Source organism: Scytonema sp. PRP1 (assembly GCF_036697665.2).
Taxonomy (GTDB): Bacteria; Cyanobacteriota; Cyanobacteriia; order Cyanobacteriales; family Nostocaceae; genus Kalymmatonema; species Kalymmatonema gypsitolerans.
On the sequence record NZ_JBAHYJ020000035.1, the window covers coordinates 1 to 20,153 of the forward strand.

The window sequence follows — 20,153 nt, forward strand, 5'->3', positions numbered from 1 at the left end:
GTGAGTGACGCAGGAGATATCAATAGTGATGGAATTAATGATCTGATTATTGGTGCTAGGTTTGCTGATCCGGGTGGCAGGAACAATGCAGGCAAGAGCTATGTAGTATTTGGTAAAGGAAGTGCAGCGCCTGTTGAGTTGAGCCAAGTCGCTACAGGCGTAGGAGGTTTTGTTATCAATGGTGAAGCGGCAGATAATCTTTCTGGCTATTCTGTTAGTAGTGCTGGGGATGTCAACGGAGATAGGCTTTCCGATTCATTATTGGAGCACCCGCTGCTGATGTAGGTAGTAATAGCATTGCCGGTAAAAGCTATGTAATCTTCGGAAAAGCGAATGGCACAGCAATCAACCTCAGCACCGTTGCTAGCGGTACAGGAGGTTTTGTCATTAACGGTGAAGCAGTAGACAATTTCTCTGGTCGCTCTGTTAGCGGAGCTGGCGATGTCAATGGAGACGGATTGGCTGATTTGATTGTTGGTGCGCCTTTCGCTAGTCCAAGCAGCGGAGTTGGCGCAGGGAGGAGTTATGTAGTCTTTGGCAAGGCGAATGGTACGGCAGTCAATCTCAGTACTGTTGCTAGCGGCACAGGTGGTTTTGTCATTAATGGTCAATCAGTAGGTGATAACTCTGGTTTTTCTGTTAGCGACGCTGGGGACGTTAATGGAGATGGTTTAGACGATTTGGTTGTTAGCGCTCCTTTCGCCAACACAAGTGGCGTGAATAGCGATGTAGGAAAGAGTTATGTAGTCTTTGGCAAGGCGAATGGTACGGCAGTCAATCTCAGTACTGTTGCTAGCGGCACAGGTGGTTTTGTCATTAATGGTCAATCAGCAGGTGATACTTCTGGCTTCTCTGTTAGCAACGCTGGGGACGTTAATGGAGATGGTTTAGGTGATCTAATCATTGGAGCTTATGGAGCCAACCTCAACGGTAGAGCTACTGGTAAGAGTTACGTCGTATTTGGTAAAACTAGTGGCACAGCAGTAAATTTGAGCCAAGTTTCGTCTGGGACAGGAGGCTTTGTTATTAATGGTGAAGTAGCAGGTGACACCTCTGGTTTCTCTGTTAGTGGTGCTGGAGACGTTAATGGAGATGGTTTAGGTGATCTGATCATTGGAGCTAATGGAGCTAGCCCTGGAAGTAGAACTGGTGCCGGTAAGAGTTACGTCGTATTTAGTAAAACTAGTGGCACAGCAGTAAATTTAAGCCAAATTGTCTCTGGCGTTGGAGGCTTTGTCATTAATGGAGAAGCAGCATATGACTCTTCTGGTCATTCAGTTAGCAATGCTGGAGATATTAATGGGGATGGACTAGACGATTTGATTATAGGAGCTTACCGAGCTACTCCTAACGGTAAAAATGGTGCTGGCAAGAGCTACGTCGTCCTCGGCAAAACTAGTGGCACAGCAGTAAATTTAAGTCAAATTGTCTCTGGCGTTGGAGGCTTTGTCATTAATGGAGAAGCAGCATATGACTCTTCTGGTCATTCAGTTAGCAATGCTGGAGATATTAATGGGGATGGCTTTGCTGATTTGATAGTTGGGGCCTCCAATGCCTTCTCCAGTGGTATAAGTGGTGCTGGCAGAAGCTATGTAATATTCGGCGGTAGCAGTTTTACGGGACGTGTAACCCAACGAGGCAGTACAGGTAATGATACCCTTACTGGATCAGCCAATTTCCAAACGCTGGTGGGGGCACAAAGTGATGATCAGCTTAACGATGGTAACTTCACCAACCTGGTACTTTACGGTGGTTCAGGCAACGATCAGATAAACATCAGAAATGCCAACTTTAGGCGAATTGATGGTGGGTTAGGTACTGATACTCTAGCGTTAGCGAGTGCAGGTTTAACGCTGAATTTAACTACTACCCCTAACACTAAGCTCTCTGGAATCGAGCAAGTTGACCTCACAGGCACTGGTAACAACAGCCTAACGCTAAATCTTCGAGATTTGCTGTCGCTATCCGATACTACCAATCGAATTGTAGTGCTTGGTAATACTGGAGACACGGTGACTTCTACTGGACAAGGGTGGGTGAGTAGTGGAACTCAAACTATAGGAAGTAACCTTTACACCCGATATGTCGTAGCAAGTGCCGTATTGTTAGTAGATACAGACATCACTCGCTCTATTTCTTAAAGTTGAATGAGGTAATATCATCTATGCTTCTCGTAATCAAAATCACAACTTGCTGCAAATTATTCTGTATTAATGGAGCAATTAAGTTAATTCTGCCTTTGCTATTTGCCAAAAGTCAAACTATTGCTAGTTAGACTATAATGCTTCAACATTTTCAACGGAGATCACATGAGAGGAGTTTATTTCGTTGCTTTAATTCTTCTAGGAATTTCAACTATTCTAATTTTGTTAGTTGGCTCTGCAAAGCAGGAAGCGCGTGATGTTTTGGTAAATCCTCCAGACCCTGCTGACCTAAGAGGTTGGGAAATATATCCTGCTGGTCAAACTCCTTCAGATGAACCTTCGCCATCTCCTTAAACTTATTAGCAGAACAGTAGTTATTTCCTTTTTGCTACTTATTAAATAAATAAACTGTCTCTAGTTAAGCCACAATTTCAAAACATCATGAAGAGGTAGCATGAGAAGAATTCGTTTCATCGTCTTATTCCTTCTAGGAATCGTGTTTTCTTTAATTCTATTAACTGGTTCTAGGGCACAAGAAACGCAGGAAACTCTCAGAACCCCTTCAAACCCTGCTGACCTGAGAGGTTGGGAGATATACCCTGCTGGTCAAGTTCCTCCAGATCAATCTATTCCTCTTACGACTCCTTCTGATCTTACTTCACTCGCAATTGCTGCTCCACAGACAGAGGTCTCAACATTTGCTATAACTCTTGTTCAAAGATTTACTGTCGATAATGATAACAAGAGACAACCAATCTCACTGTTACTCTACGATGCTGGGACTACACCTAATGACGGAGATGCAGTCAGGATTACCTTTAATAACAGAGTTGTAAACGAGTTTGTACCTCTTACAATTAGTGGCACATCAGTCCCCCTTCGAGAGTCTGACTTTAAACCTGGGATTAATCGACTTGTAGTTACGGCTCTAGGTGTAGGAACAGTACCACTCAACACAGTTGGTATTATTATTCCAGGGCGTATTATTGGCGATGGAAATCCTAGAGACATTAAATACGCTATATCCTCAGGGCAGACGATCACAGCAACTTTGGGTTTTCCACAAATCGCGCTATGCAAGACTCGATTCAGATTTCCTTGCAGGCAATCAGGGGGAATGAGTGTTTTTCCTGAAACCGCACAGCATGTATTAGAAGCACAAGGAATGCCACCTGAACCAATAACGGCACCTCTCGTTCCAGGAGCAACGGGAAATCCTTATCGTGAAGACGGCTATCCACGTTTATTGACTCTAGATCGTCAAAGAAGGATAGCGAGAGGGCAGCGGTCTACAAGGTCTTATGTTTGTCCACCACAAAACGGTATACGACAAGATAGAGATGAGTACCCACCAGCAGCTTTTTTGGAGAATGGTGTGGAAGACACTTCAATTCCAATAGATCCTGATAATGAAGACGAGTCTATTCGTGCTCGCTTCCGTGGCTCAGCTCACATAAAATGTATTTCGAGTAGGGATAATCAGCAGTCTGGAAATAGTTTTGGACAACAACTAGCTTCTTACAAGGAATTTGAGGCGGCAGATCCTTACCCTATTGAGAATGGTAGTACAATCGAGTTCGTAATTCTGGACTAAATATTAAATTATGATCAAATTGGTAGCGCTAGAGCTATATCCTGATAATTCAACGCTTTACGCTTATGATGCTCTTCTTGACTTTAATTTCCTAGATCATGCTTCTGAGCATAGACTTGAACAAGGTTTTTCTGGGCACCCCAGAAGCCAAAAGTTCTTCACCATTGGTGAGTGTATGAGTCTAAGGGTTGAGATTTGGAATGCAGAAGAGGGTTATAGTCAGTCGGCAGAGGTTGCTCTGAGGGAAGATACAGTCCGTGCTGTTATAGTTCCCTTTTCAATTTCTCCCTCCCGTTCTAGAGCAGGAATTATGATCACAAACATGATGAGAGACCTGGAGTTGCTGGTTCGGCAGGATGCAGGTGAATATGCCCTCGTCTTCGAGATTAAGCTGCGGAACGATCCGGAGTATTTAAACAGTTCTGAATATCAAGAGGATGTTTCTGGAGGGTTTACTCAAGAGTGTTGTTATCTCACCTTTTATCGTGCGCGAAAATCTGAATCTGTAGAGCCAAAGGTATTACGAACTGATGCCTGGACATCTCCTCCTTATCTCTTTGGTCATTATACCCCACTTGCTCCTGCCTATCCACTGGTGTTAGATGCTGAACCTACGTGTCCACAAACTTAGTAGCTTTCATTAACTTAGATCTGTACTAGTAAAAAGGAATTATATGGGCGTTGTTTCTCGAAGCTTTGTTGTTTTTGGAATCACAGCTTTAGTGATAGCTCTTTGGAGCCATCCGTCCTCTGCTCAAACTCCTGATTTCCCCTGTTTTATGGTTACTGCATCAGGTGAGGTTATCAGTTTAGATCACGTCTGTGGAGTCAGCAGTACTCCAGCAGTACAACGGGGACAATTGCCCAATTTAACATCAACCTATACTCAAATTCGTCAAAGCTTGAATAATCGAGACTTTGAAAGTGCGATTGATGGATATACTCAACTGTTAAGGCAGCAACCTGATAGTGCAAGAGCGTATCTTACCAGGGGACTAATTTACTGGAACTTAGATAATAGACAAAATGCAACTACAGATTTACAGCAGGCAGCTAGGCTATTCCAAGCACAGGAAGATCAAGCTTATTTTCTTGCTACTCAGGAGTTGATTAGACAAATTCAGTCAGAAGAGTAATCTTAAGTGTATGAATGACGAAATGCCCTTTGAGACAATTACATCTCCTGCACTTGAAATTACAGCCTCTCGCCAATTCACCGCCTGGTTAGCCGAACAACATATCAGCCTTGCCTTTACCACCTACCAAACTGGCAAGCTATTCCTGATTGGGCTGCAACCCTCTGGAGAACTGTCGGTATTTGAACGCACCTTCAACCGAGCGATGGGGCTGTACGCTTCATCCAATCAACTGTACCTGAGTTCGCTCTACCAACTCTGGCAGTTTGAAAATGCTCTAGAGCCAGGACAATTACATGAGGGATACGATCGCCTCTACGTCCCACAGGTTGGCTACACAACTGGCGACTTAGACATCCACGATATTGCTCTAAGTGAACAAAGACAAATCCTCTTCGTCAACACCCTATTTAGCTGCTTAGCGACCATTAGCCAAACCCACAGCTTCACTCCCCTCTGGCACCCACCCTTCATCTCCAAACTAGCTGCTGAAGATCGCTGCCATCTCAACGGTTTAGCAATGCGAGACGGCAAACCTCGCTACATGACCGCCATCGCTCAAACTGACGTAGCAGACGGATGGCGCGATCGCCGCCACAACGGAGGCTGTGTCATCGACATCGAAAACAACGAAATCATAGCCGCAGGGCTGTCTATGCCCCACTCCCCGCGATGGCACCTCAACCAACTGTGGCTACTCAACTCTGGAACGGGCGAATTTGGCAAACTCGACCTAAACCGAGGTGAATTTCAACCCATCACCTTTTGTCCCGGCTACCTGCGAGGACTGGCATTCTCCAGCAACTTTGTCATTGTCGGGCTATCAAAACCACGTCACAACAAAACCTTCTCCGGGCTTGCCCTGGACGAAACCTTAACCGCCAAAAACGCTGACGCTCGTGCGGGTCTTCAAGTGATTGATCTAAACAGTGGAGATGCCGTTCACTGGTTACGGATCGAGGGCGTGATTGAGGAAATGTATGATGTAGTCGTTCTGCCAAACGTTCAGCGTCCGATGGCACTGGGGTTTAAGTCAGATGAAATTCGCAGAGTCATTACCATTGGCGCTTGAAAGATATTTATATGCAATCCGAATTTGGAGAATTTGGGTTAGAGCAAATTTCTTGCCAGCGATCGCCCCTCCCCGCTCCAACAAACCTCACCTCAGCCAACCCCTTCCGCTTGGTTGGTTTAGACAACCCCTTCCAGGTTTTACGCAAGAAGTTAAAGGTTGGGCCAACGAGTTCCATTGGCAGCTTAGAAACCAGCCATCTTGCCCACGCTTGACGACCGATCAGAAAGGAACCGCTGATTACAGCTTCGACCAGCCAACGACTAAGGGGAATTTTTTCGGGGCGATAGCCAAAGTCGGGAACGGGAATTCCCTGTCGCTGCTGCACGGCTAGGCGAATGAAGCTGCCTCGCTTTTTGAAGTCGAGCATGTGACCGTGCATTCCCAATGCTTGATTAACGGGAATTGGCTCTAGCGTCAGTTCACCCGAATGCTGCATTGACAATAGGACTTTTTCGCAAACTCACTCCGAGCCACAATCACGGAGTGTCCGCCCCCTGCTTGCTCAAATTGAGGCGACCAGGCATCCCCGACAGATAGATCGGTGGCTTCGTTGGTGAAGTCGGGTGTAATCTGGCAGTTGCGCGAAATGTAGAACGGGATCAGGTAGTTATAGTAGAACTTTTGGGCTTTGAAAACCCGTCCATCAGCGGTTTCAACCTGGAGGTAGCCGGGCCATTCGCCTGCTCGCCACTGGAGAGAGGTGATGGCGATCGCATCCTTCACCCCCTGCATTCGCAAAAACGCCCGAACTGCCCCCGCGTACATATTTGTCCCAGTGTAAGGGCCAGCCACAAATACAACTTTTTGGGCGGCAGGATGTCCTGCTGCCTGGAGCATTCGCAGCGCAGTCACCTGTTCGGGGAGTCCGACGAAAGCCAGACGACCGGGAAAGGCTTCAATTTCAGGCAAAATGGTCAGCGTTGGAGTAACGGCATAGACGCTTTGAGCCGCAGCCAGGATTTCTTCTCGACTGGTAGCGATTACTGGAGTTGCGGCTTCTGGGGAATGCAATCCCTGACGCAGCACGATCGCTCCTTCAATTTGACCGCTTTCTAGTAGATGAATCAGGACTCGGCTAATCACCCCGCCCGATGCACCCCGTCGCCGAATGGCTGGGTCAGCCGCATAGCCCGTAAACACTTGCCGATAGGCACCCAACAACGGACTATTAGGCTTGCCATCGTTGAGGTACGCCAATAGGTCAGGATAGGGAACACCCCGTCCAGAGCAAACTGCCCATGCCAGCGCCAGCGATTGGTCTTCTGCATCAGTCAAGGCTCGACGCAAAAAGGGCAAAGGGCCAGATGAGGTTTCCCGAAATTCCAGCAACTCTGGATGCAATCCTACACAAGCGCCGCAGTGAGTGCAGTTTTTGGGCTGAATCACCTGTGTTTGAAAGCGGCTCCAAAAGCTGTGCTTGATCCCGTTCCCCATTTTCATCGCTCTTTTTGGTTGGAATTGAGTTCTGCTCGACGCAGGCGCAATTGAATATCTTCTAATACTTTGCGGTTGACCGCCATCAGATCAGCGACTAAGCCAAACATCCACAGTTGGAAGCCAATCAAAATCAGGATTGCCGCCAAAATCAGGCTGGGCGCACGCGATCGCGTCCCATTCTCCAAAAAGAACAAGACGAGCCAACGAATTCCCAGCAAAACGCCAAAAGAAAAGGGAACGCTGCCCAAAACCGCAAAAAATCGCAGCGGCTTATAGGTCATCGAGATTCGCAAAATGGTGAGCAGCGATCGCTTCACATACGAGGGAATGCTTTTCACCAGCCGTGAGGGTCGCAAATAGCCATTTGTGCGAATGGGCACCGACTTAATCGCCATCCCTTGCCGCCCTGCCTGAATGATGGTTTCCAGGGTGTAGGTGTATTCGTTAAACACATTCAGCCGCAGCGCTGCTTCTCGACTGATTGCCCGAAAGCCGCTGGGCGCATCGACGACATTTGTTTTGCTGGCTAACCGAACCACCCAACTGCCAAACCCTTGCAGCAGCTTTTTGGTGGGCGAAAAGTGTTGCTTAATTTGGCGAATCGGTCGTGCCCCTACCACGATGTCTGCTTCCCCTTGCAAAATCGGCTCGACCAGTCTGGGAATGTCAGCAGCGCAGTACTGATTATCTGCGTCTGTGTTCACAATGATGTCTGCTCCCGCCTTGAGACACGCTTCTAGCCCTGCCATGAAAGCGTGAGCGAGTCCCTGATTGCGGGCAAAGCTGACGACATGATCGACTCCACTGGCTAGCGCGACTTCAACGGTGCGATCGCTGCTGCCGTCGTTGATAATCAGCCATTCCACCTGATCGATGCCAGGAATCTGGCGCGGTAGCTGAGCTAGCGTCGTCCCCAGGGTGGCTTCCTCGTTGTAGCAAGGAATTTGAATAATCAGTTTGGTCATCAGCAGATTTCAATACCTAGATCAGATTGAATCAGACTCCAGGGCAGAAATACCCTTTACCCAAACTTTACTTTTAATCGCGACCCGTCGGAGCGAGTTCAAGATTAGGTAAAGAGTAAACCCATTTCTGGTCATCCTCCTTAGGAGGTCAATATAGTGTGTGTACGTAATTATGCAGAGGATGCAGAATAATTGGAAACTGGCAAAATAATGCAGTGCGATCGCCCTCTGTCTTGATTCTGCCGCTATAAATTTGACTTTAATAGAAGGTGTTATCTGATGCTGATTGACGCTCGTACCCTACCCATCGACGAAGTCATTGAAACCGAAAATTGTATTGTTGGCGCTGGCCCGGCTGGCACAACAATTGCCCGTGAACTGGCTGGACAAAGCTTTCGGGTCTGCTTGTTGGAGAGCGGCGGGTTGGAGTTTGACGAAGCGACTCAATCTCTCTCAGAAGGCACCATCACCACGCCTCACTTTTACCCTACAAACGAACTGACTAGGGGACGCTGCCGTCAGTTTGGCGGTTCGTCAAACTACTGGGATATCACCGTACAGCGAGGTGAGAAAAAGTGCCATGTGCGCCATGCCCCCCTCGACCCGATTGACTTTGAGCAGCGGGAAGGAGTGCCCTATAGCGGCTGGCCGTTTGACTATAACCACCTGCTGCCCTACTACAAACGGGCCCAGGAATATTGTCAGGCTGGCCCGTTTGCTTACGATGGCGCGTCCTGGGAAACGGAGGATGCCCGCTGTTTGCCACTGGGCGATCGCCTCACTACAGGAATTTTCCAGTTTGCTCCCAGTGCCGCCTTTGCGGAGGCTCCCAAAGCTGCCCTGCGCGATGTCTCCAATGTTAGCTACTACAACGCTAACGTTCTCGACATTGAGACGAATGAAACTGCGACTCAGGTGACTCGTCTGCGAGTTGCTTCTACTCCAGGACGGGAATTTTGGGTGTCTGCCCGGATCGTCATTCTGGCAACGGGTGGTTTTGAAAATGCGCGGCTGCTATTGCTGTCTAATCAGACTCAATCAGCGGGATTGGGCAATCAGAACGACCTGGTTGGGCGGTATTTTATGGATCATCCCGGTTTTCGAATTGGCGTGGTGATTCCGGCTAGTCGAAAACTGATTGACTCCGCTACCCTGTATGACCTCAGATGGGTAAACCAAACGGCGATCGCCGGTCGAGTTTCCCTCACCGAAGAGGTGATGCGCCAGGAGAAACTCTTGAACGGCAGCATCATGTTGATTCCAAAACCTCTAGGTTACGGGCTAGCCGCTAAATCTGTGATGACCTTGCTGAATTCTCTGCGTCAGGGCAAGCTTCCCAGTGACTCCCTCAAAAAGCTAACCAAGATTCTGACCCATCTGGATGACACTGCCGCTTTTACCTATCGCCGAGCGCGTAAACTGCATGGCGTTTACAGTTCAAGTCGGGGTGGCTGGTCTAAATTGCCCGATCGCTCCAAGCAATTTAGATACCTGGAAGCGGTTGCCCAGGTTGAGCAGGTTCCTGACCCTAACAATCGCGTCACCCTGGGTGCTAACACCGATCCGTTTGGGCGGCCACGAATTGAGTTTTACTGGCAGTGGACGGATCGCGACTTGCAAAGTCTGCGCCGCACTGCCGAAATTTTGACCCAGGAATTTTCTCGTAATGGGCTGGGACAGTTTCAGTCTATGTATGAGTTAAACGGGGCAACCAACTCCGTCAACGGAAGAGACGTGCCTCGCTTCCAAAGCACTCACCATCACATTGGCACCACCCGAATGCACCCCGACCCCAAACAGGGCGTGGTTGATGCCAATGGTAAAGTGCATGGCATGTCCAACCTTTACATTGCAGGCAGTTCCATTTTTCCAACGGGCGGATACGCAAACCCCACCCTGACAGTGGTAGCCCTCGCCGTTCGACTCGCAGAACACATGAAGCAAACAATCAACAGTCAGGTTGTCATGGCTGAATCTACGCCCCCTGCTTAGGGTTGGATGAAAGGCGATCGCCTTCCCTCTCTACCGGGGGATGACATCGCTACTGGAATTCGTTCCAATGATTGGGTTCCAGTTGCTTTGTCTAGGGCATTTAAGATTATGGATCTTCAACTGACTGGTAAAGTCGCACTGGTGAGTGGTTCGACGGCTGGAATTGGTCTGGCGATCGCCACTACCCTAGCTCAAGAAGGAGCAACTGTAATTGTCAACGGACGCACTGAAGCACGAGTCAATGCAGCGATTGATCAAATTAAACAAAAGCAAATCGAACAAAAGACACCTGATGTCAAATTGCAAGGATTAGCTGCTGACCTGGGCACTTCTGATGGCGCAAATACTCTGTTTCAAGGTGCCGGAGGTTGACATTCTAGTTAACAACCTGGGCATTTATGGTGCAAAGTCCTTCAGCGAAATCTCAGATGAGGAGTGGCTAAAATTTCTGGAAGTGAATGTCCTGAGCGGCGTTCGGCTCTCTCGCCATTACTTACCCAAAATGATGCAGAAAAACTGGGGAAGAATCATCTTCATCTCCAGTGAGTCTGGCGTGAATATTCCTGCTGAAATGATTCACTATGGGGTGACAAAAACTGCTCAGGTGTCGCTAGCACGAGGCTTAGCCGAAACAACGGTAGGCACAAACGTCACAGTGAATTCGGTGCTACCCGGCCCTACTCGTTCAGAAGGGGTAGAAGAATTCATTCAAGGATTGGCAAAGAAGCAAAACATTTCACCAGAACAGGTGGAAAAAGAGTTTTTTGAGAAAAAACCGCCCCTCTTCTCTGATTCAACGCTTTGCAACGACTGAAGAGGTTGCTGCATTGGTTGCCTTTGTTGCCAGTCCTTTATCCTCTGCGACCAATGGAGCCGCTTTGCGAGTAGATGGCGGAGTGGTGCGTTCAATTGTTTGAACCCCGCAGAGGAAGGGAACCAAGGTAAAACAAGCTTATAAGCCTGGAAGTTAGCCTGTTAAATTTGCAGTTTTTGCACCAGCACGATGATAAAATACGGTAACTACATCAAATTACCGTATTTTATGGAACGTCTGTCAGAATCGGATGCAGCCATTCATTCAAATTCGTCACCTCTCAACCGAGAACAGCCTTCTGCACTCAAGCGCCTTCGGGGTGGTTTCCTGTTAGTTTTAGGCTATTTGTTGTCACCGCTCTCCTGGTGGAACGACCTGTTTTTCAACCTGCCATTCGCCTACGGATTGGGCTACTTAGCAAGCCGTTTTTCGCCTGATTTCTTTTTGCCTGCGGCGATCGCCGGATATTGGCTCTCCAATGTGGCAGGAATCCTGCTGATGCAACTGGGGATTATCGATGTCTTCCAGGAAGAGGCAAAGGAGCGCAATTTCAAGAAAGAACTGCTTACAGGTGTAGTTTCCTCTACGGTCTACACCTTAATCATTTTGGGGCTAATTCACTTCCATATTCTTGAAACTCCTGGTCTTGAGCTGGAAGAAAGTTCATTTAGCTTGAGTGCGCTGTGGCCCTTTGGAGGCGATCGCTAAATGAACTACCTGTTGCTTTCATCCCTCAGTTTTGTAGTTGGAATTATCGTAGGGCTAACGGGAATTGGCGGTGCTTCTCTGATCACCCCGATGCTCATCGTCGTGTTTCAGGTGCCTGCTTCAGTGGCAGTGAGTTCTGATGTGGTTGCTGCAACGCTGATGAAAGTCGTGGGTGGGGTAAAACATTGGCGGCAGCAAACGGTTGATGTACAGGCGGTAAAGTGGTTAGCGTTGGGCAGTGTACCGGGTTCCCTCACTGGGGTTGGTCTGCTGCATTCCATTCGACAAAGCGACATTAACTTGGATGGTCTGCTGCTACGATTGCTGGGCATTGCCATTTTGGCGATTACGCTGGTAGCACTTCTGCAACTGATTCTAATGATGGTGGCTCCGTCGCTGAAATTGCCCTCCTTGCCCAAGCTGGATTTAGATACTTTGAATGGACGGGCGATCGCGATCGCCGTTGGCGCAGTTTTGGGGTGCATGGTTGGCATGACCAGCGTTTCATCAGGTTCAATGTTTGCCCTCGTGTTAATCGCGCTGTTTCAACTGGATGCCAAGAAGTTAGTGGGTACTGATTTAACTCAGGCGGCAATTCTTTTAAGCGTGACTTCTTTAGGGCACTTAACTTTAGGAACAGTAGATTGGAGCCTTGTTATTCCTATCTGGATTGGCTCAATTCCCGGTGTGTTGATCGGTGCAAAACTCTGTCAAGCTGCACCTCAGAAAGTATTGCGATTTGCCGTTTATCTAATTCTGGTGATGGTGAGTTGGAAGTTGGCCCATGCTGCATAAATGGAGTTTATTAGAGATAGGCTCCCAACAAACTGTAGAGCAAACCGCTGATGACTAAGCCCGTTATGACTACGTAGGGAATATCGCGCTGCTTAATAAAAAATATAAAAGACACCAAAACCCGCAGGACGGGAGTTGCGATCAGGAATAATAACCCTAGCTGCACAATACCGCGACGACGACCGGAAAGTACTGCATCGATTACTCCGGCAGGCGATCGAAACATATCCGGTTCGCCCTGAAAGATTTGATATTGAACAGGTTCCATCCCATGTCGCATAAGATATAGGATGCCGCCTAGCAGAACTGTTGCGGTAGCAAGCCATACGCCATATTTAAGCAAATTGCTGAGGATGACTCCTAAACGATAGTCGGGCGATCGCTCGTCTAACTGGTGCTGAGGATAATCCTGACAACTCACCGACAAATCAACGATTGAAGGATGCTCAAGGGCGATCGACAGGGCTTGGGCTGTGACAGTTGAGGTAGGGATTTGAACTTCGGACTCCGGCGGCATCTTACATCTCTCCAAATGCGTTGTAAACCATCTTGAACGACATCACAACCAGTACGACACTAAACACGACCCGCAACACACTCACTTTTGTACCCATCAGCGCCTTTGCGCCCAACCAGGCCCCCGGAAATACGCCCAACATTACGGGCATTGACAATCCCGGATCAATATAGCCTCGTGCCAGATATACACCCGCCGAGACAGCAGCCGTTACGCCAATTGTAAAACTGCTAGTAGTGGTCGATACTTTAAACGGCAGCCGCATCACCTGATCCATAGCAAGCACCTTCAACGCACCGGAACCAATTCCCAATAGCCCTGATAAGACACCTGCGATTGACATTAGCCCAAATCCCAGCGGTACCGAGTAAGCCTGATAGCTCATTAGCCCATCCGGAGTTGGATAGGTGCCATGCAGTTGCAGTTGTTGAGATAGCGGCTCTTCTGCTTCATCTGCGGGTGCCTCTGTCCGAGGCTGCTGTGCTAGGTAGGCGGAGTAGAGCAGCACGATCGCCAGCACCAGCGTTAATAGCTTGATTGAAATCATCGTTGCCAGCAATGCTCCTACAATGGCTCCTATCGTAGTGGCTACTTCCAGAAACATCCCCAACCTCAAGTTGGCATATCCCTGGCGAATATAAGTGGACGCTGCTGCACAGGAAGTCGCAATCACCGAAACCAGCGATGCCCCGATCGCATATCGAATATCTACACCAAATACGGAGGTTAGCAGCGGCACAATTACCACCCCACCCCCAACCCGGTCAACGCTCCCAGAAATCCTGCCAGGAACGAGCCAGCCCACACTAATACAGAAAATTCTAGAATGTTCAGATGCTTACTCCTGAATTGCCTGGTTTATTGTTTTGATCTGCGACTTCTGTGAGAAGTCGCAGATCTGAAGTTGCTTAGTCTACGGGTGCGGCGGGGAATTGAGTGGTTAGGTCTGCCTGAGTCATATCGGGAATTTCCCAGTTCACATCTCCAGACTTGAAGACCTGGGTTGCAGGAAGATTTAGCTCGATCGCCCCTGTATCGGGATTTTCTGTCGCGATCAACTGGGTACCTTGCAGAACTTTAATAGCGGCTGCACTGCCTACATTCAGCCCTGCGACTTTGACATCGTTAGGCAGGTAGATTCCTTTGCACGCCCAATCATCGTCGGTTTCTTCACCTGGAGGCAGGAGATAAATTACCTGATCAAAGGTGGATGTTGATGTTTTAGACTTGTCACCGTAGACCGCGATCGCTTGAGCAGTATCATTCCGGCAAATCGTGTCTTCACCAGTCTCCATGATGTATTTCTGGTATTGCAAATCTGTAATTTGTTGCTGCACTTGCTCCATCGTCATGCCTTCGGGGGGAGTATCGGTGTTTTGTGCTTGAGTCAGGTTAAGTAAGGTCTCGGTAATCTGGGTGTAATCGGGATTTTGATCGAGGGGGGGTGGATCGGCGAGAGCAGGTTGAGCAACGGCGATGTTAAGGACAAGCAGCAAGCCAAGCAACAGTTTGAACAGTTTCATGATCAATCTCCTTTATGAGTTTAAAGCTAGAACAATGGGACAGATGTGAACAGTTGATAAGTTTTGCTTTCAAGCAAAATGAACATTCCTAAACCAATCAACACAAACGGCACAATCGCGTGTCCATAGCGGGTGATAACATGAGCGATCGCCGGAAACCGAGCTAAGCGATAGGCAACATAACACCACACTCCAATCAGTCCGAAAAAAACAGCGAGAATCAACAGCAGCTTGGGCAAATTACAACTGGCAAATAGAGGAACATAGATGCCGATGTTGTCTCCTCCATTGGCGAGGGTGACGGCTGCCACACCATAGGTTTGCGGAGTTAGTAGCGCTGTCAGTTTGGATAGAAGCGATCGCTTTGAGGTTGAAGTAACTGGCTGATGCGATAGGGTTTGCACATCAGTATCAGGTTTATCGCGATTGAGGATCTGACTTACTCCAATGATGATAGGGAGAATTCCCAGTAGTCCGATCCATGCTTTGGGAATCAATAATCCACCGACAAAGCCAGGAAGGCTCGCTAAGATCAATACCAAAAAACCTAGATATTGACCTGCAACAATGTGATAAGGGCGGAAGGTTGCATTAACTTGAGCAAAGAAGAGCATCAGAATGATGATGTCGTCAATGTTAGTGGCAGCAAAGGCAACGGTGCCGGTAGTGATGGCTTGTACAATCCAGCCCATGATGTGTTCAGGTATTCATAGCGACTCCTTTAATTTTGCTTGAGATTGGTCACTGCAACGGTGGGACGTATTGCACTGCGAAACAGATGCAGCCCAAACAGACCGCTGATCAACAAGGTCAACACCACGAGTCCACGGTTTTCTAGCGTGTGGCTATCAATCAAAATCAACATGCCTAAGCCAATCAGCACAAACGGAACGAGTTGATTGCCGTAGTCGGTGAGCGATTTGGCGATCGCAGGCACTTGCATCAAGCGATAGGCAGTAAAACACCAAACTCCGACCAGCACAAAGAAAACCGCTAAAATGACTGATAAGGTGAGTCCATTGCTGCTGGCAAATAGGGGAACATAAATGCCGATATTGTCACCTCCGTTGGCAAAAGTTATAGCCGCCACACCATAGGCTTGGGGTGAAAGCAAGCTGGTATACCAGGAACGCTCAGGGGTTTGTGGTGCTTCAGTTTCTTCCTCCTCATCTTGAACAGGATTGATTAAACGGCTCAACCCAATCACAATCGGGACAATGCCCAACATGCCAATCCAGGGACGAGGCAGTACCATGCTGCTAAAGAAACCAGGAAGACTCACTGCAACCAGTGCCGCAAATCCCAAATATTGTCCTGTAACAATGTGTCGCCGCCGAAACACCGAATTAACTTGAGAAAAGAACAGGAGCAGGATCAAAATGTCGTCCAGGTTAGTGGCAGTAAATGCCGTAAATCCAGTGGAGATAGCTTTCAGTAACTCATTCACAGATGATTGTCCTCAATGATCGGGGGGTAGAGTAAACGGGGAAGAGGGTAAAGGGCCAGTTCCTGACGGTACTACCACTGGCTCAAAGGCAGTAAATCGTTCATGAATTTCATTGATATTGCGCTCCATAACTGAAACCATGCGGGGAGAGCGGAGACGCTGAACAATGAATGAACCACAGGTAATTGCGAGATAGAGCAAAAATAAGTAGGGAAGCAGGTTGTAGGGCGCTTCAGGAACAGGAAATAGATTGCTTCCTGGAATTCCTACACTGCCCAGCACAGGTAAACTCATGAAGCCAACGCCCATCACCGAGAACACTACATCGCGGGGACGAAGTTTGTTGATTTGCGCCAAATACACAGGAGCCGCAACGGAGATCAAAATGTAGACCGTTAAGAAGCCGTAGCTGGCGATCGCTCCCAAATATCCCATCATCGCAAACAGGGGAATGTGAAAAAGTGACAGTCCCGCAGGTACTAAAAACATCAGCAGCGAACACAGCGATACCGCCACATGGGGAGTGCGATTGAAACTATGTGCCTCACCCAACATCGAAGGAAACAGTCCATGCCGCGCCATCGTGAAAAACACTCGTGCCGCCGGATTGATGCTACCTAACACACAGGCAAAAAAGCTAAACAGCGCACTAAATGCCACCAAGTCTCCCAGAAACCCTACACCTACTTGATGGGCAAGGAAACCGAGGGGTTCTTCTGTCGTGGTGATTGACGTGCCCGTGCTGCTAAACCCTAAGATCTCAATGTATGCCGTCACAATGAAGAATAGCCCTGCCATAATTGCGCTGCCTACTACGGCTCTAGGAATGCTCCGCAGCGGATTTTTTGCTTCATCGCCCAGGGAGGTTGCACTCTCAAACCCAGAGAAGGCAAACAGGACTAACACTAACCCCATCGTTACGCCGCCCGGTGTGGCATCACGCAGGGTTAACTGCGACCAATCCAGGGCAAACCCCGTGTGTGTCCAGATAATCAGCGCCAAGACCAAAATCAAAACAATGGACGCGCCTTCCATCCATAGCATCGCCATTGCCGAAAGCTGAATATCTTTGTAAGCGGCGTACCAGGCGATCGCCGCTCCCAACGTCAGCCAGGTAATCGCAGAGAAGTGAATCCCTAGATGCCCCAGCAGCACGTCGCTAAAATTAGCAAACCCGCACAGCACCGACATTCCGGTAAACAGATACGCTAGTACCAGGCTCCAGCCACACACCACGCCTGCGGTTGGGCCCAGTCCCTTGGCGATGTAGGAATAGAGCGAACCCGGTGAAGCAGAACGGCTAGCGAACTGATTGATGTTGATGCTGACAAACATTAATCCAACCATGCCAATGAGGAAGCTAAGCCAGGTTCCACTTCCTGCCAAGGCAACAATCAGCCCCAGATTGGATGCCGGAATCGTAGTAGGGGCAATTACCGCAAAGGATTGTGCTAACACCTCCCCAAATGGCAGACAGTCCGGCTTTAAGCCATGTGTGCTGCGAGTAGGTTTTGAATTTGATTGATTCACCATTCGGCAAGTTCCAGTAGTTTGATGTAAAAACAAAGCGCGATCGCTTCTGCATAAACTGGTTGGTTTGCCTCAGCAAGGATCCGTTGCGAAGAGCATGACTCTTAATGTAGAGATAAGCAGGAATAGGATCAAATACTCTTTTTTTTTGAATTGATAAAAGTAATTTATGAACGTCTAAAACTTCCACCTGGAGCGGATTTGGCAGCAGTCTAAACGATCTAAAATTGACGATATGTTCAAACATTCAATTCCCCTCTTTTCATATAGGAAAATGGGTTTATCTTTATTTTTTAGTAAAAAGGTGAAAAGCTTATACCAATTCAATTTGAGCTTGCACAGAATGAACCCTGGTTAAACAAGGGGCTTAAGCCCCTTGTTTCTATGCAGCTTCACAAAGAATTGGATCAGCCCATTCTTAGTGAGAAATAGTGGCGATCGCCGTCTTTTTTACTTCACAAATTTAAGTAAAGAGTGATTTAGAAGTCCTTTTCAAATTTCAAAAAAATCTAAAATTTTGCTGTTGATATTGAAGCATCCATTCTTTAAGCAAGCAGGATTGCATCAAAGGAAAAATTGTGAGATATTTTAAAATACTTAATTTCGGTCGGCTTACCGGATTTAATTCTTAGAAGAAATGGTACTGTAGGTGGCACTGTAGATTGATGACGTTTGAGCAATTGCGAATTTTTCTAGCGGTCGCAGAACATTTACACTTTACTCGTGCTGCGGAAGAACTCTACATCACTCAGCCTGCCGTCAGTGCCGCTATCAGTACTCTGGAAAAAGAGTACGGCATACGCCTGTTTCATCGAGTTGGGCGACACATCGAGATCACCGAAGCCGGAAAACTGCTAGAAGGGGAAGCGCAAAAGATTCTCGACCAGGTTGTGTTGACCGAGCGTGGGCTACGGGAATTAAACAGCCTGCAACGAGGAGAATTACGGCTGGGATCAAGTCTCACCGTAGGTAACTACTGGCTGCCAAGACGGATTACTCAATTCAAGCAAGAGTATCCAGGCATTGTGGTCAATTGCACTTTGGCGAATGCAGAGGAAATCTGTGAAGGAACAGCGTCCGGGCTGTTCGATTTGGGTCTGGTGAATGGAGAGGTTAAGCCCGCATTACGCAATTTGCTAGAGCAAGAGGAAGTCGGGATCGATCGCCTTCAAATTGTGGTCGGAAAACATCACCCCTGGTACAACCGAGGCAAAGTGGAAGTAGAGGAACTACTCACCACAGAGTGGGTTATGCGAGAGCCTGGTTCTGGCGTTCAGCAAGTGTTTGAGCAAACTCTGGAAAGGTTGAGCATTAAGCCATTTCAACTGAATGTGGCGCTGGTTTTAACTAGCAGTGAAATGGTGAGATCCGTCGTTGAAGGGGGAATGGGTGCCGCTGCAATTTCAGCATTAATGGTGCAGAAAGAATTGCAGCTAGGAACATTACGGGCGATCGCCGTGACTCAGCGAGAAGGAAGCCTGACCGCTTTAGACATCGTTCAGCCTGTGTGGAAGCTCAAACATCGAGAACGCTTTCAAAGCCGAGCGGCGATCGCCTTTGAGCAAATGTTAGTTAACCAGCCGGCTCAAGGAGATGTAGCGGCAGATTCAGTGCTAGAAGGTTCAGCGGTTGGCGACTCAGCGGTCGATGATCCAACCGTTGGTAATCCGGCGCTCTGTTGAATTAATCGATTCAAATCCAGGAGTTTTGGCCCTTCACTGCCAACAATCAGAGGTAGGGTGCCATTCCACTTGGCGATCGCCTGTCTTTGCAGCATCTCTGGCGTTAAATTTTCCCGCAGTAATCGCTGTGCCTCTGCTTCTCCTTTTGCTAAATTAAGCTGTGCTTCGGCTTCCTGTTTGGCTTTTAGAGTGACAAACTCTGCCCGCTTTGCTTCTTGTTCCGCGATCTGTTTTGCCTCGACCGCGTCTCTGAAACGATTTGAGAAACGCACATGCACCAGAGAAATATCATCTACCGCAATGTGATAAGCCGCTAACCGTTCCGTCAGCAAATCATCAACCTCTGCTTTCACCTCGTTTCGTCGGGTCACAATTTCTTCGGCGGTATATTTTGCCATCGCTGCTTTGAGGACTTCTTCAACCGCAGGATTGATGATTCGCTGGACAATCGCAAACTTGTCTCCAATCTCTTGAAAAATTACGTTTGCTTCTGTTGGCACAATATGCCAATTTAACGCGACATCAGTATAAACTTCCTGCAAATCTCTGGAAGAGGCTTCGGCAGAAATCTCCTGGTTTTGTACCCGAACGCTCAACTTTTGTACAGTATTCACAATGGGAATAATCGTGTGCAACCCTTCATCCAAAACCAGTGGCTGAACTTGCCCAAACCGCATCAAAACTCCTCGTTCTCCTGCATTTATAACTACAAAAAAACTGGAGAGTAAAACTAAAATGATTAAGGCAGCAAATACCTTACTCGCAACGCTAAGATCTCGCTTTGATGTGCGACT

23 protein-coding genes and 1 pseudogene are annotated in these 20,153 nt (G+C 48.0%); 14 read left to right on the forward strand and 10 right to left on the reverse strand.

Annotated features, from left to right (window positions below; translation table 11 throughout):
• From V5G28_RS06960 to V5G28_RS06990, 7 genes are all read left to right on the forward strand, one after another.
• Positions 1–285: integrin alpha (locus V5G28_RS06960; protein WP_336229929.1), on the forward strand; the 285-nt coding region annotated here is incomplete at its 5' end.
• A gap of 101 nt (positions 286–386) precedes the next feature.
• Positions 387–2,141, forward strand: coding sequence for an integrin alpha (locus tag V5G28_RS06965; RefSeq protein WP_336229959.1), 1,755 nt, complete (start codon positions 387–389; stop codon positions 2,139–2,141).
• A 168-nt stretch (positions 2,142–2,309) separates the two neighbouring features.
• Positions 2,310–2,498 carry a hypothetical protein gene (locus V5G28_RS06970; RefSeq protein ID WP_336229931.1) on the forward strand — a complete coding sequence of 63 codons (189 nt, stop codon included), beginning with the start codon at positions 2,310–2,312 and terminating at the stop codon, positions 2,496–2,498.
• A 100-nt stretch (positions 2,499–2,598) separates the two neighbouring features.
• Positions 2,599–3,738: a hypothetical protein gene (locus V5G28_RS06975; protein WP_336229932.1), complete on the forward strand. Its 1,140-nt coding sequence runs from the start codon at positions 2,599–2,601 to the stop codon at positions 3,736–3,738.
• 10 nt (positions 3,739–3,748) lie between these two features.
• Positions 3,749–4,369, forward strand: a complete 621-nt coding sequence (locus tag V5G28_RS06980; RefSeq protein WP_336229933.1) for a hypothetical protein — start codon at positions 3,749–3,751, stop codon at positions 4,367–4,369.
• 43 nt (positions 4,370–4,412) lie between these two features.
• A complete protein-coding gene (locus tag V5G28_RS06985; protein ID WP_336229934.1) occupies positions 4,413–4,874 on the forward strand; it encodes a tetratricopeptide repeat protein in 462 nt (153 codons plus the stop codon).
• A 10-nt stretch (positions 4,875–4,884) separates the two neighbouring features.
• Positions 4,885–5,946 carry a TIGR03032 family protein gene (locus V5G28_RS06990; protein WP_336229935.1) on the forward strand — a complete coding sequence of 354 codons (1,062 nt, stop codon included), beginning with the start codon at positions 4,885–4,887 and terminating at the stop codon, positions 5,944–5,946.
• A 7-nt stretch (positions 5,947–5,953) separates the two neighbouring features.
• Here the strand turns inward: V5G28_RS06990 and V5G28_RS06995 are convergent, their stop codons facing one another.
• Genes V5G28_RS06995 through V5G28_RS07005 form a run of 3 tightly spaced genes read right to left on the reverse strand, consistent with a single transcriptional unit; the run spans position 5,954 to position 8,351 of the window.
• Positions 5,954–6,385, reverse strand: coding sequence for a hypothetical protein (locus V5G28_RS06995; RefSeq protein ID WP_336229936.1), 432 nt, complete (start codon positions 6,383–6,385; stop codon positions 5,954–5,956).
• On the reverse strand, positions 6,364–7,383 hold the full coding sequence (locus tag V5G28_RS07000; RefSeq protein WP_336229937.1) for a Coenzyme F420 hydrogenase/dehydrogenase, beta subunit C-terminal domain: 1,020 nt from the start codon (positions 7,381–7,383) through the stop codon (positions 6,364–6,366). The genes V5G28_RS06995 and V5G28_RS07000 overlap by 22 nt, the downstream gene beginning before the upstream one ends.
• A gap of 2 nt (positions 7,384–7,385) precedes the next feature.
• Positions 7,386–8,351, reverse strand: a complete 966-nt coding sequence (locus V5G28_RS07005; protein WP_336229939.1) for a glycosyltransferase family 2 protein — start codon at positions 8,349–8,351, stop codon at positions 7,386–7,388.
• Positions 8,352–8,630: 279 nt separating this feature from the next.
• Here V5G28_RS07005 and V5G28_RS07010 point away from each other — a divergent pair, with 279 nt between their 5' ends.
• The 6 genes from V5G28_RS07010 (at position 8,631) to V5G28_RS07035 (ending at position 12,660) form a co-directional block, all read left to right on the forward strand.
• On the forward strand, positions 8,631–10,343 hold the full coding sequence (locus V5G28_RS07010; protein ID WP_336229940.1) for a GMC family oxidoreductase: 1,713 nt from the start codon (positions 8,631–8,633) through the stop codon (positions 10,341–10,343).
• A gap of 6 nt (positions 10,344–10,349) precedes the next feature.
• On the forward strand, positions 10,350–10,715 hold the full coding sequence (locus V5G28_RS07015; protein ID WP_336229943.1) for an SDR family NAD(P)-dependent oxidoreductase: 366 nt from the start codon (positions 10,350–10,352) through the stop codon (positions 10,713–10,715).
• Positions 10,678–11,157, forward strand: coding sequence for an SDR family oxidoreductase (locus V5G28_RS07020; RefSeq protein WP_336229945.1), 480 nt, complete (start codon positions 10,678–10,680; stop codon positions 11,155–11,157). Before V5G28_RS07015 ends, V5G28_RS07020 begins: the two co-directional genes overlap by 38 nt.
• Positions 11,108–11,260, forward strand: coding sequence for an SDR family oxidoreductase (locus V5G28_RS07025; protein ID WP_336229946.1), 153 nt, complete (start codon positions 11,108–11,110; stop codon positions 11,258–11,260). The genes V5G28_RS07020 and V5G28_RS07025 overlap by 50 nt, the downstream gene beginning before the upstream one ends.
• 125 nt (positions 11,261–11,385) lie before the next feature.
• Positions 11,386–11,865 (forward strand): hypothetical protein, encoded by a 480-nt coding sequence (locus V5G28_RS07030; RefSeq protein WP_336229947.1) that lies wholly within the window; start codon positions 11,386–11,388, stop codon positions 11,863–11,865.
• On the forward strand, positions 11,866–12,660 hold the full coding sequence (locus V5G28_RS07035; RefSeq protein WP_336229948.1) for a sulfite exporter TauE/SafE family protein: 795 nt from the start codon (positions 11,866–11,868) through the stop codon (positions 12,658–12,660).
• A gap of 10 nt (positions 12,661–12,670) precedes the next feature.
• Here the strand turns inward: V5G28_RS07035 and V5G28_RS07040 are convergent, their stop codons facing one another.
• From V5G28_RS07040 to V5G28_RS07065, 6 genes and pseudogenes are all read right to left on the reverse strand, one after another.
• Positions 12,671–13,177, reverse strand: coding sequence for a DUF1634 domain-containing protein (locus V5G28_RS07040; RefSeq protein ID WP_336229949.1), 507 nt, complete (start codon positions 13,175–13,177; stop codon positions 12,671–12,673).
• 1 nt (position 13,178) lies between these two features.
• Positions 13,179–14,011: pseudogene (locus V5G28_RS07045) on the reverse strand (sulfite exporter TauE/SafE family protein).
• A 74-nt stretch (positions 14,012–14,085) separates the two neighbouring features.
• Positions 14,086–14,700 (reverse strand): hypothetical protein, encoded by a 615-nt coding sequence (locus V5G28_RS07050; protein ID WP_336229951.1) that lies wholly within the window; start codon positions 14,698–14,700, stop codon positions 14,086–14,088.
• Between the two features lie 26 nt (positions 14,701–14,726).
• Positions 14,727–15,392: a cadmium resistance transporter gene (locus tag V5G28_RS07055; protein WP_336229953.1), complete on the reverse strand. Its 666-nt coding sequence runs from the start codon at positions 15,390–15,392 to the stop codon at positions 14,727–14,729.
• Between the two features lie 29 nt (positions 15,393–15,421).
• Entirely contained in the window at positions 15,422–16,147 is a 726-nt protein-coding gene (locus V5G28_RS07060) for a cadmium resistance transporter (protein ID WP_336229954.1), read from the reverse strand.
• Positions 16,148–16,159: 12 nt separating this feature from the next.
• Positions 16,160–17,680, reverse strand: a complete 1,521-nt coding sequence (locus V5G28_RS07065; RefSeq protein WP_336229956.1) for an APC family permease — start codon at positions 17,678–17,680, stop codon at positions 16,160–16,162.
• Between the two features lie 662 nt (positions 17,681–18,342).
• Here V5G28_RS07065 and V5G28_RS07070 point away from each other — a divergent pair.
• The gene (locus tag V5G28_RS07070; protein WP_336229957.1) at positions 18,343–19,359 is read left to right on the forward strand and encodes a LysR substrate-binding domain-containing protein; all 1,017 of its coding nucleotides are present in this window, start codon (positions 18,343–18,345) and stop codon (positions 19,357–19,359) included.
• Here V5G28_RS07070 and V5G28_RS07075 read toward each other — a convergent pair.
• The gene (locus V5G28_RS07075; RefSeq protein WP_442994228.1) at positions 19,263–20,099 is read right to left on the reverse strand and encodes a prohibitin family protein; all 837 of its coding nucleotides are present in this window, start codon (positions 20,097–20,099) and stop codon (positions 19,263–19,265) included. The two genes, V5G28_RS07070 and V5G28_RS07075, sit on opposite strands and share 97 nt — an antisense overlap.
• Between the last annotated feature and the right edge of the window lie 54 nt (positions 20,100–20,153).